Raw genomic sequence first — 15,898 nt, forward strand, 5'->3', positions numbered from 1 at the left:
GCGGCATCCTCTTTGTATTATCTCGAAAGGCTGCCGCCATGTTCAAGCAATTGCATTACCTCACCATCGCCGCGATCATCTGGGGTGGCGCCACCACCATCGCGGTGGCGCTCGTCGGCTAGGCGGCGCACACCTCGCTCAGAAGTGGATCGCGCGGTCCCACGCGTCGAGCGTGCTCTCGTGCATCATCTCCGACAGAGTCGGGTGCGGGAAGACGGTCTCCATGAGGTCCTCTTCCGTCGTCTCGAGCTTTTGGCCGATGACGTAGCCCTGGATCATCTCGGTGACCTCCGCGCCCACCATGTGCGCGCCGAGGAGCTCGCCCGTCTTGGCGTCGAAGACCGTCTTCACGAGGCCCTCGGGCTCACCCAGCGCGATGGCCTTGCCGTTGCCGATGAAGGGGAAGCGGCCCACCTTGATCTCGCGGCCCGTCTCCTTGGCCTTCGCCTCGGTGAGGCCAACGGAGGCGACCTGCGGGTGGCAATACGTGCAGCCGGCGATGGCTTCTGGCTTCACCGGGTGCACGTTGTTCTTGCCCGCGATGAGCTCGGCCACCATGACCCCCTCGTGGGAGGCCTTGTGCGCGAGCCAGGGCCCGTTCGTGGCGTCGCCGATGACGAAGAGCCCCTCGACGCCCGTGCGGCAATACTCATCGGTCACGGCAAAGGAGCGGTCGAGCTTCACACCCGCCTCCTCGAGGCCGATGCCCGAGGTGTTGGCCACGATCCCCACGGCGGAGATGACAGTGTCGAACTCCTCGGTGGTGACCTTGCCGCCCTCTTCGATATGCGCGGTGACCTTCCCGCCCGCGCCGTTGGGCTTGCGGTCGAGCTTTTTGACCATCGCCTTGGCGCGGATCTTCATGCCCTGCTTCTCGAAGGATTTCTTCGCGAAGGCGGAGATCTCTTCGTCCTCCACGGGCAGGATGCGGTCCATGACCTCGACGACGGTCGTGTCGCAGCCCAGCGTGTTGTAGAAGCTGGCGAATTCGATGCCGATGGCGCCGGAGCCGATGACGAGAAGCTTCTTCGGCATCTTCTTCGGCGTCAGCGCGTGCTTGTAGGTCCAGACGAGATCGCCGTCGGCCTCGAGGCCCGGCAGCTCCCGCGCGCGGGCGCCGGTGGCCACGATGACGTTCTTGGCGGTGAGCTCCTCGGAGCCCTTCTCCGTCTTGACCGTAACCTTGCCCTTACCGGCAAGCTTCGCCTCGCCCATGATGGCCGTGACCTTGTTCTTCTTCAGGAGGTGCCCCACCCCGCCGTTGAGCTGCTTGGCCACCGCGCGGGAGCGCGCGACGACGGCGTCGAGGTCGTAGTCGATGCCAGAGGCCTTCAGCCCGAACTCCTTGGCGCGGTGCATCAGGTGAAAGACCTCGGAGGAGCGCAGCATCGCCTTCGTCGGGATGCAGCCCCAGTTGAGACAGATGCCGCCCATATGCTCGCGTTCCACCACGGCGACCTTGAGGCCGAGCTGTGCGCCGCGGATCGCGGCCACGTAGCCCCCGGGGCCAGCGCCGATGACGACCATGTCGAAATTCTGAGCCATTCTGCAGACCTTTCTCAAGCGTTTGTTTAACGTTAAACAAACTCACCCAAGGTCAAAAGGGGGTGCAGGCCAACCCGGCGGCAATGCCGCACTGCGCCCACGGCATAGCTGAGGCGCGGCCGTGAACCGCCGCCTCAGGCGTCCTCCACCTGCCGGAGCACGCTGCCATAGCCACCGAAATCGAGAAATTCCCGCTCAGGGGCCGTCATCCGACGCCCGAGCGCGGCGTTGCGGGTGGGAAAGCGGCCGTAGCGGCGAATGATCTCGCGGTGCGCCTTGGCGTGCAGGAGGTTACCCGCGCCCGCCTCCGGCATCCGGGTGGCAAAGAGCCTCACGGCGCGGTCCTGGTCCGGCAGGCATTCTGAATGCATGAGCGGGAGGTAGAAGAACTGCCGCGCGGGGGCGTCGATGCGCTTGTCCCAGCTCTTATCGACGGCCATCTTCGCGGCCGCGAGCGCGTAGGGATCGGAGGCGAAGGCCTCGCCCGTACCGCGAAACATGTTCCGCGGGAACTGATCCATCAGGATGATGTAGGCCAGCGTGCCCGAGGGATAGGTGAGCCAGAGCCCGTAGCGGCCTTCCATGGCCTCGGTCCAGCCCGCCTCGAACCGGTCGCGCACGGCGGCATCGAGCTCCGCGCCACCGCGGTACCAGTCTTCAGGCTTCAGCTCGTCGAGCCAGAAGCCCAGCACGTCTTCCGGGGTCGTCATGGTGCCCGCTCCTTCACCGCCATCCACCGTCTTTTGCGCCACGCTGCGAAAGCCGCGGCCAAAACGCAAGGGTCAGGCGACCTTGTCGGGTGATTGTCCGCCCTCTGCTTCTTTCGCGTCCTCCTCGGCGCTCTCGAAGTAGTATTCCTGCGCGGCCTCGAAAGCCACGGGCGAGGAGGCCGGCGAGATCGGCGCGTAGCTCGTCGCCTCGTAATCCTCGGCGCTGTAGGTGCTCGGGCGGCGCATCATCCGGTAGGCCGCGTAGCCTGCGAGCCCGAGAAGGAGGACGGTCAGGAAAAGGAAGAAGCCCTGAGGCCCCACCGTCCCCATGACCCAGCCGGTGACGAGCGGGCCGAAAATCGCGCCCAACCCATTGATGAAAATGAGCCCACCGGAGGCCGCCGCCATGTCCTCGTACTCGATGAAGTCGTTGGTATAGGCGATGAGGAGCGCATAGAGCGGGTTGGCCGCGCCGCCGATGAAGAACGCCGCGACGAGGATCACGGGAAAGGAAAACGGCAAAAGGAACGCGAAGGCCGCCGCGCCGCCGCCGAGCGCCGCCGTGTAAAGGATGAGCACCCGGCGATCCATTCGGTCCGACAAATAGCCGATCGGGTATTGCAGCACGACCGCGCCCACGTAGAGCGTCGCCACGAAGATCGAGATCTGCTGCACGCTCATCCCCGCCTGCGTGCCGTAGACCGCCGACATGCCGAACATGGCGGAGAACACGCCGCCGAGAAGCGCCATGCCCATGCAGCCCAAGGGCGAGATGGCGATGAGCTGGCGCAGCGTCATGGGCTTCGTGCTGTCGAAGGCGGGCGTGGGCGAGATCGACAGCAGGATCGGCGCGAAGGCGAGGCTCACCAGCACCGAAGGAATGATGAAGAGCTCGTAGCCCGCCGGATCTCCGAAGCCGATGATGCCCTGCGCGGCCACCACGCCGGTCATCTGCACGATCATGTAGAGCGAGAGCGCCTGCCCCCGGTTCTCCTTGGTGGTGGCGTTGTTGAGCCAGCTTTCGGCGGTCACGTAGACGCCCGAGAAGCAAAAGCCGATGATCGCGCGCCCCAGCGTCCAGGCGATGGGATCGGTGAGCACCGGAAAGAGGATCAGCACAGCCGAGATGAGCGAGCCAAGAGCGGCGAAGACACGGACATGCCCGACCCGGCGGATGAGCTCGGGCGTGGCACGTGAGCCGCCGAGGAAGCCCGCGAAATAGGCCGACATGACGATCGACATCTCGAGCGTGGAAAAGCCCTCGATCCCGCCGCGCACGCCCAGAAGCGTGCCCTGCAGACCGTTGCCCACCATCAAGAGGCCCATCCCGAGCAAGAGCGCCCAAGCGCTCGCCACCACAGCCCGCATCGCACCGCTCCTTCGCTTGCGCTTCTGCGGCGCGGCTAGCTGGGAATCAGCGGTGCGTCCACCCGTCCACGGCCAAGAATGTCGGTTTCAGACCGCGCGCCCTTGGCGGCGTCTCAGGGCCAGAGCAGGGAGGCGTCTCCGTAGGAGAAAAAGCGGTATCTCTCGGCGATGGCATGGTCATAGACCGCGTCCACCCGGTCCTTCCCGATAAAGGCGCTCACGAGCATCATGAGCGTTGATTTGGGCAGGTGGAAATTCGTCATCAGCCCGTCGGCCACGGCGAACTCGAAGCCCGGCGTGATGAAGATGTCCGTCTCTCCCGTCCACGCGCCGAGCGTCCCGCCGCGGCCCGCGGTCTCGAGGAGCCGCATGGCCGTGGTGCCCACGGGGATCACGCGCCCGCCCGCCGCCTTTGTCGCTATGATCTCCGCGGCCGCAGCCTCCGTGACCTCGCCCCATTCGGCATGCATCTTGTGCTTTGATATGTCGTCCACCTTAACGGGCAGAAAGGTGCCCGCGCCCACATGGAGCGTGACGAAGGAATGCTCAACACCGCGCCGCGCGAGGCTCGCCATGACACCGTCATCGAAGTGAAGCGAGGCCGTGGGCGCCGCGATGGCGCCCGCATGGCGGGCAAAGATCGGTTGATAATCATCGCGGTCCTGCGCGTCCGCCGGGCGCTTTGCGGCGATGTAGGGCGGCAAGGGCATGTGCCCGGCGCGGTCGAGGGCCGCGTCGAAATCATCCCCGGCGAGCGAGAAGGCGAGCCGCCCCTGCCCCTCGCCCTTGGAGACGAGCTGCGCGGAGAGCGCGTCACCAAAGACGATGGTCTCGCCCTCGGCCACCTTGCGCAGGGGCTTGAGAAGCGCGTCCCAGGTGCCGTCGGGCTGCGGTGCGAGGAGCGTGACCTCGATCTTGGCCGTCACCTCGCCCTGCGCGCTCGCCCGCGTGCGCGTGCCAAAGAGGCGCGCGGGAATGACCTTCGTGTCGTTGAAGACGAGCCGGTCGCCGGGATTGAGATGATCGGCGAGGTCGCGCACGACCGCGTCCCGCAGGCCCGACGCCGCCGAGACCAGAAGCCGCGCCGCGCTCCGCGGGACAGCCGGGCGCGTGGCGATGAGCGCCTCGGGCAGCGCGAAATCGAAATCGGAGAGCTTCATGGGCCTGACCGTCCAGCAGCTACTGCGACACCTCGGGCGGCGCGCGGCGGAAAATTTCCCTGAACATGCCCGGCGTCAAGATGGAAAGCGGGTTCACCGAGACCTCTGGCGCGGCGGCCGGTCCGCGAAGGTTGAAGTTGAAGCCGATGAGCCCCTCGCCCCGCCGTGTGAGAAAGGAGCCGATGCTGTTGACGAGGTAAAAGGGCGAGACGACGCCCTGGAAGTCCATGCTGCGGTTCCGGAGGTCGAAGATCCCGTCGAGCGAGATGCCGAGCGAGGCCCCGGTGGCGCTCGATTCCGTCACGATCACCTGGGCGGGCGTCAGCCGGAAGTCAGCCTCCACGTCCGAGAAGACGAGCCCGCCGCCATCCATCTGCTCGAGAAGACCCACCACCGAGATCGCCGAGAGGAGCGCGGCCATGGAGGGCGCGTCGGTGACGCGGATGTTGCTCAGCGCCACGCGCCCATCGAAGACCCCCTCGCCCGCGCGCGGCTCGAGATTGAGCGCGAGATTGCCGCCCTGCACCTGCCGGAAGAGCCCGGCATCCCGGATGACACCGCCGCCATCGGTGCTCTCCACGCGGATGCGCGGCCCGTCCGGCGTGCCCTGCACGCGGCCCTGGAGCGCGGTTCCGCCGTTCATCTGCGCGGTGAAAACGCCCGCAAGACCGCCCGTGGTGGTGAAGTCGCCCCGCAGGTTGGTCAGAATGATGTCCTCGGAGACGACGAGCTGGTCGAGCGAGACCTCGAGCGGCGGCCCCTCGGCCCCGCCTGCGCCTTCGCCGAAGCGCGCGCCGCGGAGATCGAGGGCGGCCTGTCTGAGGCTCACGGCCGGCGGGCGGCCCGCACCGCGCCCGATCAGCGCGACACTGCCCACGAGCCAGTTGCCCACCGAGACCCGCGAGAAGTCCGCGCGGCGCAGCCCTGTCCCGCCGGGGGCGAGCGTGATGCGGCCCTCCGCCGAAAGCCCCGGGCCACGCAGGACGAGGGCCTCGACCTCGGGCGTCTCCCCCAACCGGCCCTCCACGAGAAGCTCGCCCGAGCTTGCGGGCGGCTTCACCCAGCTCACCGGCGGCACCGCCACCCGCAGCCCCACCAGATCAGAGCTCAGCGAAAAGCGCGGAAACGCACCCTCGGCCTCCCGCGGTGGCAGCGTGAGCGCCAGCGTGCCCCGCCCTTCCCCGCTCACGCTCCCGGGCGGAAGGTCGATCCCGAATTCGTCGAGGAGCGCGGGCGAGAGCGCCACCTCTGCGCGCACTTCGCTGGGCTGCGGGCCCTGGCCGAAGACGGCAGACCAGGCACCGTCGAAATCCACGCGCCCGAGGCTCCCGCTCCCGGCGATGGTGATCCCGTCCACGCCTACGGTCACGCGCCCCCTGGGCAGCGTGAGCGTCTTGCCCGCGATGATCTCCGTACTGCGCACGCCGAAGAGTTCGGCGCCCATCTCGAGCGCCACGTCGCTGCCGCGAATGCGCGGCTTCATCGGAAAAGCGATGCGGCCCGCCACCTTCGCGCGCCCGTCAGCGAGGGTCACGGGCCGGCCGGCCTTCGACAGGAAGCGGAATGGCTCCTCATCGAGCACGGAAAGCGCCGCCGTGACAGTCCCCGCCGCGCGGAGATCGATCTCCGCTGTGGCGGGTTTCTCGCGCATATTGGCCACGTTGAAGACCGATCCTGCTGCATCGAGCACGCCGCCCTGGGGAGCCTGCATCTCTCCCTCTTCGACAAGGATCGTGAACTGGTGGTCATGGACGGACATGACACCCACGCCGCTAGTGATCGCGGGCAGGCTGCGCAGGATACGCACCTCCGCGTCTCGGAAGCGCTGGCTCATGGAGATGGTGGGCTTTTCCCCCGGCTCGGTGCGGATCGCCCAGCGGGCATCCTCGATGACGCCGCCCTCGATATTGGCCGCGAGCCAGCGGCGGAGCCCCGGCCGCGCGCTCTCCGGCCAGAGCTCGCGCGCGCGCGCCGCGTCCACCCGGTCCACGGCGGCATCCACGGCCACGCGCCAGCCCGCCTGCCCTGCCGCGATACGGCCGGAGACGGTCGCGGTCGTCTCTCCGTCCACGGCCACGCCGTGCCCGACATCGAGCGTGAAGGGGTCGAGACGGAGCCGGAAATCGGCGGCGACGGCATCGAGCGCGCGCGGCGCGTCGTAGAGCCCGCCGGGATTGCCCTCGATGTGATCGACGGTGAATTGCCCGACGATCTCGCGCGGCGCGAGGCCGCGAAAATCCTGTAGCTGCGCGGTGCCGTGAGCCGTGGCCGAGCCCCAGTCGGTTTCGAGCGAGATTTCTTCAAAGCGGAGCCGCTGCTCCGCGCGGTCATAGGCGAGCGCCATGAAGGCCGTCGTGAACGGGATCGGGCGGCTCGCCGCATTGGGGCGCAGCGCGCCCTGCCCGAGCTCGAGAGAGCCCTCGAGCGTGTCGAGCCCCGTGCGCCCGACGCTCGTGCGCATCGCCACGGACACCGGCGCGTCGAGCACGCCCAGCCAGGCCAGTGCCGGCACCTGGCTTGCGAGGTCCGCGGCCGCCGCATCCTCCACCACGGCAGAGACAGAGATCTGCCCGTCACTCCCTTCGCGGCCCACCGAGAGCGAGAGCGTGGCGAGGTCCTGGCGCCCGGTGAGAAGCGCGGCTTCCGCCGTCAGGAGCAGGTCATCGCCGTCGCGGAAAAGGCGGAGCTGCCCGCCATCGCCTGTCCAGTTGCCGCCGGTCACGCCGTCCGAGTAGTTGATCGTGACGTTCTCCGCCGAGATCTCCACGAGGCGTTCGAAATCCGGCCGGTCGAGCACCGTGTCGATCCGTCGAAAGAACTCGTCGAGGTCCCGCAGCGCGCCAAAGCCGCTGCCCGGTGCCCCGCCGAGCGATATGTCGAAGCTGCCATCGCCACTGCGCGCCACGCGGAGCACGAGGCCCGAGAGCGCGAGCTTCCGCAGGCGCAGATCGCCTTCGATGAGCGCCCCGACCGCCAGGTCGCCCCGCAGGCGGCGCAGGTCGAGCATGGGCGCCCCCGCTTGAATCAGCGCCACGTCGTCGAGGTAGACCTGCGGGTGGAAGTCTGCGTCGAGCCCCACGCGGATCGACCCGAAGCTCAGCGCGCCGCCCGGCACGATCGCCTCGGCCTCGGCGTTGACGCGCTCCGTCACCCAGGGCCCCACGGGGATCGGATCCGTGCGGAGGCGCGCCACGGCCACGACGATGAGCACGACAAGAAGGGCGGCAATGCCCCCCGTGACCCAAGGCCAGCGTCGTCGCTTCGGCGTCTGCGTCTTTTCCTGCACGGACCGCCCTTTAACCCGTCCCTGCGCCGCCTAGAACAAGGCACATGAACGCACGGGAGACCACCTCATGATCAACGAAGGCGACACCGCCCCCGATTTCACCCTGCCCCGCGACGGCGCGGGCGACCTGACGCTCTCCTCGCTCCAGCCGAAGGCAGTCGTTCTCTACTTCTACCCCAAGGATGACACGCCCGGCTGCACCAAGGAAGCGATTGCGTTCACCGAAAGCGTGGATGACTTCGCGGCCGCCGGCGCAGTAATCGTCGGCGTCTCCAAGGACCCGGTCAAAAAGCATGACAAGTTCATCGCCAAGCACGATCTCAAGGTCGCCCTCGTCAGCGACGAGGAGAGCGATGTCTGCGAGCAATACGGCACCTGGGTTGAAAAGAGCATGTATGGCAAGACCTACATGGGCATCGAGCGCGCGACCTTCCTCATCGACGGCTCCGGCAAGGTCTCCAAGGTCTGGCGGAAGGTGAAGGTGCCGGGGCATGCGGACGCCGTCCTCGAGGCTGTGAAAGGGCTCTGAGCACTCGGCGAAAACCCGCCAATCCCAAGCGAATACGCCGCAGTTTTGACATGTTTGACCGCGAACATGTTGCGGGCCTGAAACGCCGCGGCTAGACACGCGCGACAGGCTCGCAGGCTGCGCTGGGGGAATGCGCGCGACCTGCCAAAAGAGGCAAAGGGAGCGGGGCAGATTTCTTGCTGACGAGATTCAGACACCGGTTTCACACGGCGCTCGAGCGCCGTATTCCTGAAAAGCGCCTGTTTCTAAGGACCGACACGGAGACCCGGTTCGTCCGCCTCGGCCCCGGCACCCAGCTCATCGCCTGGGCTGGCAGCACCGCCATCGTCGCCTGGGCCATCGTCGCCACAGCCATCCTGCTCATGGACTCCATCGGCGCGGGCAACTTCCGCGAACAGGCCAAGCGCGAGCAGGCCATCTACGAAGACCGCCTCAACAGCCTCTCGGCCCAGCGAGATGCCCGTGCCGCCGAGGCTGCCGCGGCACAGGAGCGTTTTAATGCTGCGCTCGAGCAGGTCTCGGTCATGCAGGCCGAGCTTCTTGAAAGCGAGGATCGCCGCCGCGAGCTCGAGCGCGGGATCGAGGTCGTGCAGGCCACGCTGCGCCGCACGGCCTTGGAGCGCGACGCCGCCCGCGACGAGCTCGAAACGGAGCTGGCGCAGATGGAAGCCGCCGGGGGCGCCCTGCCCGAGGCCGCGCGTGCCGGTGAGATCGAGGCGACGCTGGCCTTCCTCGCCGATGCGCTCGCCGACACCGCCGAGGAGCGTGATACCGAGGCCTCCGATGCCGCCCTCGCCCTCTCGCTGGCCGCCGACATGGAAAACGAGCTGAAGCTGCTCGAGGCACGCAACGATCAGATCTTCCGCCGCCTCGAAGAAGCCATGACCGTGAGCGTGGAGCCGCTCGACAAGATGTTCCGCGCGGCGGGCCTGCCCACCGAGAGCCTCCTCGAGCAGGTGCGCCGCGGCTATTCCGGGCAAGGCGGCCCGCTCACGCCGCTCGTCATCTCCACGCGCGGCGCGGGCCCCAATCCGGACGGCCAGCGCGCCAACCGGATCCTGAACGAGCTCGACAAGATGAACCTCTACCGGATCGCCGCCGAGCGGGCGCCCTTCTCGCACCCGGTTCGCGACCGTCATCGCTTCACCTCGGGCTTCGGGCCGCGCTGGGGGCGGATGCACAACGGCGCCGATTTCGCCGCGCCCACGGGCACCGACATCTTCGCGACTGCCGACGGTGTGGTCATCCATGCCGGATGGCTCTCGGGCTATGGCCGACTGATCAAGATTCAGCATGAATTCGGGATCGAGACGCGCTACGCCCATTTATCTAAGATTCGAGTGAATGTGGGGCAGCGGGTATCGCGCGGGCAGCATATCGGTGATATGGGCAACAGCGGACGGTCTACCGGCACTCACCTGCACTACGAAATCCGCGTCGGCGGCAAACCCGTCAATCCGATGATCTACATCAAGGCTGCACAAGATGTTTTCTAAGAGCAAAATCAACGAGCCCGCCAGCACAGGCGAGAACGCCCCGAAGCCGGAGACAAAGTCCGAGGCACCGAAGCCGGAGTTCAAGAGCTCCGTGGCCGCGACGCCGAAGGCGAAGCCGCCAGCCTCCACCCTCTCCGCCGATCTTACGATCCAGGGCAACCTCAAGACCTCCGGCGACATCCAAATCGAAGGCCAGGTGGAGGGCGACATCCGCGCGCACCTCCTGACCGTGGGCGAAGGCGCCACCGTGAAGGGCGAGTGCATCGCCGACGACGTCGTCGTCAACGGCCGCATCATCGGCCGTGTGCGGGGGCTCAAGGTCCGCCTGACTTCCACCGCCCGGGTGGAAGGCGACATCATCCACAAGACCATCGCCATTGAAAGCGGCGCGCATTTCGAAGGCTCGGTCCAGCGGCAGGACGATCCGCTCTCCACGGCCTCGAAGAAGCCCGTGCCAAAAGCGGCCGCCGCGGCCGACTGATCGGCAGAGGCCGCACACCATGGTGACCACGGATCAAGCGCCGCAGCCCTCTGCGGCGCTTTCCTTTTGCGCGGAGAAGAACCGCAAGCTGATCCTCACCGCCGCGATCCTCGCCTCCTCGCTGGGCTTCATCGACGGTACGGTCGTCTCCATCGCGCTCCCGGCCATGCGCGCCTCGCTCGAGGCCACGCTGCCGCAGGCGCAATGGTTCTCCAATGCCTACATGCTCTTTCTCTCGGCGCTGATCCTCGCGGGCGGCGCGCTGGGAGATCGCTTCGGCCTCGCGCGCGTCTTCTCCATCGGGATCGGCGCCTTCATCTTGGCCTCGCTCGCCTGCGCGGTGGCACCCACCCCGGAATTCATGATCGTGGCCCGCGCGCTCAAGGGCGTGGGCGCCGCGCTCATGGTGCCGGGCTCCCTCGCGCTGATCTCGCGCGCCTATCCCAAGGCGGAGCGCGGCCGCGCCATCGGCATCTGGGCGGCGGCCTCGGCGCTCACCACAGCGCTCGGCCCCATCATCGGCGGGCTCGTGCTGACAGCCGGCGGCCCCGAATTCTGGCGCTGGATCTTCGCGATCAACCTTCCGCTCGGGCTCCTCGCGCTCTGGATCCTGAGGCGCGCTGTCAAGAGCGACCCGGCGCAGGAGGATCACCCCGTGGACTGGATCGGCGCGGGCCTTGCCACTGCAGGCCTCGGCGCGCTGGCCTACGGGCTCACGGCGCTGGAGGGCGCGGGGCCCGCCCTGCCCGCTCTCGGGCTCTCGGTGCTGCTCATGGCCGCGTTTCTCTGGCACGAGGCCGGTGACCCGCACCCGATGATGCCGCTTTCGCTTTTCGGCGATGCACGTTTCTCGGCGGCCAACCTCGCCACCTTCCTCTTATACGCCGCGCTCGGCGCCATGCTCTTTTACCTGCCCATGGCCGTGATCACCGCCTGGGACGTTACCCCGATCGAGGCCTCCGCCGCCTTCGCGCCGCTCTCCATCTTCATCTCGACGCTCTCGACACGCATGGGCAGCCTCGCGGACCGCTTCGGACCGGAGCCCATCATCGCCATCGGCGCGGGTATCGTGGCGCTGGCCTACCTCGCCACCGCCGTCACAGCGCCGCTCCAGAGCTTCTGGTTCGCCACCTTCCCGGCGATGGTGCTGGCGGGGCTCGGAATGGCCTTCGTCGTGGCGCCGCTTTCCGCGGCGGTCATGGGCAGCGTTGACGATTCGGAAACAGGCGCGGCCTCCGGCGTGAACAATGCCATCAGCCGCATGGCGAGCCTCGTGGCCATCGCGGCCTTCGGCTCCTTGGCCGCGTGGAGCTACGGCGCCGCCGGCGGCACGCTGAGCTTCGGCGGAGATGAGACGGGGCCGGGCCACGTGGCCGCGGTCAATACGGCCTTCGCGGCGATCTCCTACGTGGCGGCTGCGCTCTGCGCGGCGTCGAGTGTCGTGATGCTCGCCGCCAGATCGCGGCGCGCGGTCTGAGGCGGGGGCTCGGATTTCTACCTAAAATGAGAGCGCATCGGAGAGGCCCTGCTCTTCGCGCCTAATCCTCCGCGGTGGCCTCGGCCCGGCTCTTGCCGGCCACATCCATGGCCAGCGTGGCCGCCATGAACGCATCGAGATCGCCGTCGAGGACGCCCGAGGTATCCGAGGTCTCGTGGCTCGTGCGCAGGTCTTTCACCATCTGGTAGGGCTGGAGCACGTAGGAGCGGATCTGGTTGCCCCAGCCCGCCGAGCCCTTGGACTCGTGGGCCTCGTTGATGGCGGCGTTCCGGCGGTCGAGCTCCATTTGATAGAGCCGTGATTTCAGCGCCTTCATGGCGATATCGCGGTTCTGGTGCTGGGACTTCTCCGAGCTCGTCACGACGATGCCGGTGGGCTGGTGGGTGATCCGCACCGCCGAGTCGGTCGTGTTGACGTGCTGCCCGCCCGCGCCCGAGGAGCGGAACGTGTCGATGCGGATATCCGACGGGTTCACCTCGATCTCGATATTGTCGTCCACCACAGGGTAGACCCAGACCGAGGCGAAGGAGGTCTCGCGCGTGCCCTTGCCGAAGGGCGAGATGCGCACGAGGCGATGCACGCCGCTCTCGGATTTCAGCCAGCCATAGGCGTTGTGCCCGCTGATCTTGTAGCCGACGGACTTGATGCCCGCCTCGGTGCCCGCTTCCTCGGATTGCAGCTCGACCCTGTAGCCCTTCTTCTCGGCCCAGCGGACATACATCCGCTGGAGCATCTGGGCCCAGTCGCAGGCCTCGGTGCCGCCCGCACCGGCGTTGATCTCGAGAAAGGTGTCGTTGCTGTCTGCTTCGCCGTCGAGGAGCGCCTCGAGCTCTTTTTGCGCGGCCTGTTCCGCGAGCGCTTTGATTGCGCCCTCGGCATCGGCGACGACCTCAGCGTCGCCCTCCGCCTCGCCCAGCTCGATGAGCTCCACGTTGTCGGTGAGCTCGCCGCGGATCCCCTCGTAGGTGGCCATCTTGTCCATGAGCGCCTGCCGGTCGCGCATGAGCTTTTGCGCGCGGGCCTGATCGTCCCAGAGGTTGGGATCCTCGATCATGGCGTCGAACTCTTCCATGCGGTGCGCCGCGGTCTCGATGTCCATCCGCTGGCCGAGCAGGTCGAGCGATTTCTCGATCGCCTCGGCAAGTGACTGAATTTCCGTGCGCATGGGGCCCTCCGTCTGAGGCCGCCTAAGTACCGCCGCGCCCCCGCGCTTACAACCCGCGCCGGGGCCGGGACGTGTGGATGCTGCCGGGATTTAGGTGGCCTAGTAGAGCCCGCCCGAGCCGAGCGCGCCCACCGATGCCGGGCCGCCCACGGTGGCCGTTGTCCCGTCCGATTTCTGGATGGTGCGCACCGCCTCGTCCTCGCCCGTGCCGAAGAGCGGCACGTCGCTGCTCATGGCAAAGCCGCCGTCGAAGGTCAGGCCGAAGATCGGCTCCTCGCCCTCACGGAAATACTCGGCTACGACATTCTCGCCGAAGGCCTCGTTCGAAAGGCGCGCGCCGGTGAAGCGGTCGATGTTGATGAACACACCGCCTGGCGGGACGTCGAACGCCTCACCGCCGTATTTCTCCACCGCCTCTTCCATGAATTCCTGGAAGACGGGCCCGCACATGGAGCCGCCGCCCGCGCCGCGCCCGAGGGGGGCCGGGTCATCGAAGCCGATATAGCAGCCCGCCACGATGTTGGACGTGAAGCCCACGAACCAGACATCCTTGGCGTCGTTCGTCGTCCCGGTCTTGCCGGCCACGGGCACGGGCAGGTTGACCGTGCGCGCCGCGGTGCCGCGCTGGACCACGCCCTCCATCATGGAGGTGAGCTGGTAGGCCGTCACCGCATCCATGACCCGCTCCCGGTTCGACCAGATGAACGGCGGCTCGCCCTCGCGCAGGTTCAGGACCCCGCAATCCTCGCAGGTGCGCTGGTCATGGCGGAAGACGGTCCTGCCGTAGCGGTCCTGCACGCGGTCCACGAGCGTGGGCTCCACCCGCTCGCCGCCATTGGCAAACATCGCGTAGGCGGCGACCATCTTGTAGAGCGTCGTCTCGTCCGAGCCGAGCGAGGCCGCGAGCACCTCGTTCATCTCGTCATAGACTCCAAAGCGCTCGGCGTAGGAGCCCACCGTGCCCATGCCGATCTCCTGGGCGAGGCGGATGGTCATGAGGTTCCGCGAACGCTCGATGCCGGTGCGCACGGGCGTGGGCCCGTAGAACTGGTTGGAGGCATTGCGCGGCCGCCACACGCCCTGGGGCGTGTTGATCTCGATGGGCGCGTCGATGACGATGGTGGCCGGCGAATAGCCGGAATCGAGCGCCGCCGCGTAGACGAAGGGCTTGAAGGAGGAGCCCGGCTGCCGCTCGGCCTGCGTGGCGCGGTTGAAGACCGAATGCTGGTAGGAAAAGCCCCCCTGCATGGCGAGCACGCGCCCGGTATTGACGTCCATGGCCACAAAGCCGCCCTGCACCTCGGGCACCTGGCGCAGGCTCCAGCCCTCGCCGTCCCGGCGCACATGCACGACGTCGCCCGCGCTCACGAGATCGCCAACGGCCTCGGACCCGGCCCAGCCAAGATCGCCTGCGGGCACCGACGCGGTGCCCTCGAAGCCCTCGATACCGAGCGTCGCACCGGCCCCCGCTTCGAGCACCACGGCCGGATGCCAGAGGCCGTCGAGCACGATGTCGCGGGCCACATCGGCATCGCTGAGCGCCGCGCGCCATGCCGTCTCGCTCCCGAGCGCCTCGGTGGGGATGGTCTCCCCCGTGCCGCGCCAGCTCCCCTGGCGGCGGTCATAGTCCTCAAGACCGCGGCGCAGGGCCTCGGCGGCCTCCACCTGCATCTCCGGGTCGATCGTCGCGCGCACGGAGTAGCCGCCTGAAAAGAATTCCGCCTCGCCGAAATCGCGCGTGAGCTGACGCCGGATCTCGTCGGTGAAGTAATCGCGGGGCGGCAGCGCCGACTTGAAGCTCTCGAAATCGCCGGATTGCACTGTGCGCAGCGGCTCGTCCCGCGCGCTCTGGAAGGCCGCCTCGCTCAGGTAGCCGTTCTCGTACATCTCGCGGAGCACGAAGTTGCGCCGCTCCACGGCACGGTCGTATTCCCGGACAGGGTGATAGGTCGAGGGTGCCTTGGGCAGGACGGCGAGATAGGCCGCTTCGGGCGCCGTGAGCTCGCGCAGCGACTTGTTGAAATAGGTCTGCGCCGCCGCCGCCACGCCGTAGGAGTTCTGACCGAGAAAGATCTCGTTGAGGTAGAGCTCGAGGATCTGGTCCTTCGATAGCGTCTTCTCGATCCGCGTGGCGAGGATGATCTCCTTGATCTTCCGCTCCACCGAGCGCGACCCGTCGAGCAAAAAGTTCTTCATCACCTGCTGGGTGATGGTGGAGGCCCCGCGCAGCTCCTCGCCCCGGCTGACGACGGCATCGCGGATCGCGGCGGCGATGCCGCGTGGGTCATAGCCCGTGTGATCGTAGAAATTCTTGTCCTCGGCGGAGATGAACGCCGCCTTCACCAGCGGCGGGATTTCTTCGGCGGAGGCAAAGAGGCGCCGCTCGGAGGCGAACTCGTCGATGATACGCCCCTCGCCGGAATAGATCCGGCTGATCGTCTTCGGCGCGTAGGTCGCGAGCTCGCCGTAGGACGGCAGGTCCCGGCCATACATGTAGAAAATGCCGCCGATCCCGAGGGCGGCCATGAAGATGCCGAGCGTGACGAAGGAGAAGAGCCCGCCAAGAATGGAGAGCAGGAGCCTCGTGACCCCGCCCACGGCCCGGCTCGTCGCATCGACCCCGGTCTTGATTGCCTGTCCGCTCATCAGAGCCTCTCCTC

Annotated in this window: 11 protein-coding genes; 4 read left to right on the forward strand and 7 right to left on the reverse strand. The window is 67.5% G+C overall.

Annotated features, from left to right (window positions below; all coding sequences use genetic code 11):
* Window positions 1-138: 138 nt before the first annotated feature.
* The 5 genes from lpdA to AAFM92_06010 form a co-directional block, all read right to left on the reverse strand.
* A complete protein-coding gene (gene lpdA / locus AAFM92_05990; protein ID MEL7299919.1) occupies window positions 139-1,545 on the reverse strand; it encodes a dihydrolipoyl dehydrogenase in 1,407 nt (468 codons plus the stop codon).
* A gap of 134 nt (window positions 1,546-1,679) precedes the next feature.
* On the reverse strand, window positions 1,680-2,255 hold the full coding sequence (locus AAFM92_05995) for a DUF924 family protein (GenBank protein ID MEL7299920.1): 576 nt from the start codon (window positions 2,253-2,255) through the stop codon (window positions 1,680-1,682).
* Between the two features lie 72 nt (window positions 2,256-2,327).
* Complete coding sequence (locus tag AAFM92_06000; protein ID MEL7299921.1) at window positions 2,328-3,623, reverse strand: MFS transporter; 1,296 nt, start codon at window positions 3,621-3,623, stop codon at window positions 2,328-2,330.
* A 113-nt stretch (window positions 3,624-3,736) separates the two neighbouring features.
* Entirely contained in the window at window positions 3,737-4,783 is a 1,047-nt protein-coding gene (gene queA / locus AAFM92_06005; GenBank protein MEL7299922.1) for a tRNA preQ1(34) S-adenosylmethionine ribosyltransferase-isomerase QueA, read from the reverse strand.
* A gap of 19 nt (window positions 4,784-4,802) precedes the next feature.
* On the reverse strand, window positions 4,803-8,069 hold the full coding sequence (locus AAFM92_06010) for an AsmA-like C-terminal region-containing protein (protein ID MEL7299923.1): 3,267 nt from the start codon (window positions 8,067-8,069) through the stop codon (window positions 4,803-4,805).
* Window positions 8,070-8,136: 67 nt separating this feature from the next.
* Between AAFM92_06010 and bcp the strand changes: the two genes are divergently transcribed.
* The 4 genes from bcp (at window position 8,137) to AAFM92_06030 (ending at window position 12,052) form a co-directional block, all read left to right on the forward strand.
* Window positions 8,137-8,598 (forward strand): thioredoxin-dependent thiol peroxidase, encoded by a 462-nt coding sequence (bcp, locus tag AAFM92_06015; GenBank protein MEL7299924.1) that lies wholly within the window; start codon window positions 8,137-8,139, stop codon window positions 8,596-8,598.
* Between the two features lie 176 nt (window positions 8,599-8,774).
* Entirely contained in the window at window positions 8,775-10,094 is a 1,320-nt protein-coding gene (locus AAFM92_06020) for a M23 family metallopeptidase (GenBank protein MEL7299925.1), read from the forward strand.
* Window positions 10,084-10,575 carry a polymer-forming cytoskeletal protein gene (locus tag AAFM92_06025; GenBank protein MEL7299926.1) on the forward strand — a complete coding sequence of 164 codons (492 nt, stop codon included), beginning with the start codon at window positions 10,084-10,086 and terminating at the stop codon, window positions 10,573-10,575. Before AAFM92_06020 ends, AAFM92_06025 begins: the two co-directional genes overlap by 11 nt.
* Before the next feature lie 19 nt (window positions 10,576-10,594).
* Window positions 10,595-12,052, forward strand: a complete 1,458-nt coding sequence (locus AAFM92_06030) for an MFS transporter (GenBank protein MEL7299927.1) — start codon at window positions 10,595-10,597, stop codon at window positions 12,050-12,052.
* Between the two features lie 61 nt (window positions 12,053-12,113).
* Here AAFM92_06030 and prfB read toward each other — a convergent pair whose 3' ends face one another.
* Window positions 12,114-13,238 (reverse strand): peptide chain release factor 2, encoded by a 1,125-nt coding sequence (prfB, locus tag AAFM92_06035; GenBank protein ID MEL7299928.1) that lies wholly within the window; start codon window positions 13,236-13,238, stop codon window positions 12,114-12,116.
* A 99-nt stretch (window positions 13,239-13,337) separates the two neighbouring features.
* Entirely contained in the window at window positions 13,338-15,884 is a 2,547-nt protein-coding gene (locus AAFM92_06040) for a penicillin-binding protein 1A (GenBank protein MEL7299929.1), read from the reverse strand.
* Between the last annotated feature and the right edge of the window lie 14 nt (window positions 15,885-15,898).

The sequence above is a fragment of the Pseudomonadota bacterium genome (assembly GCA_038533575.1).
In the GTDB taxonomy this organism is placed as follows: Bacteria; Pseudomonadota; Alphaproteobacteria; order Rhodobacterales; family Rhodobacteraceae; genus Shimia_B.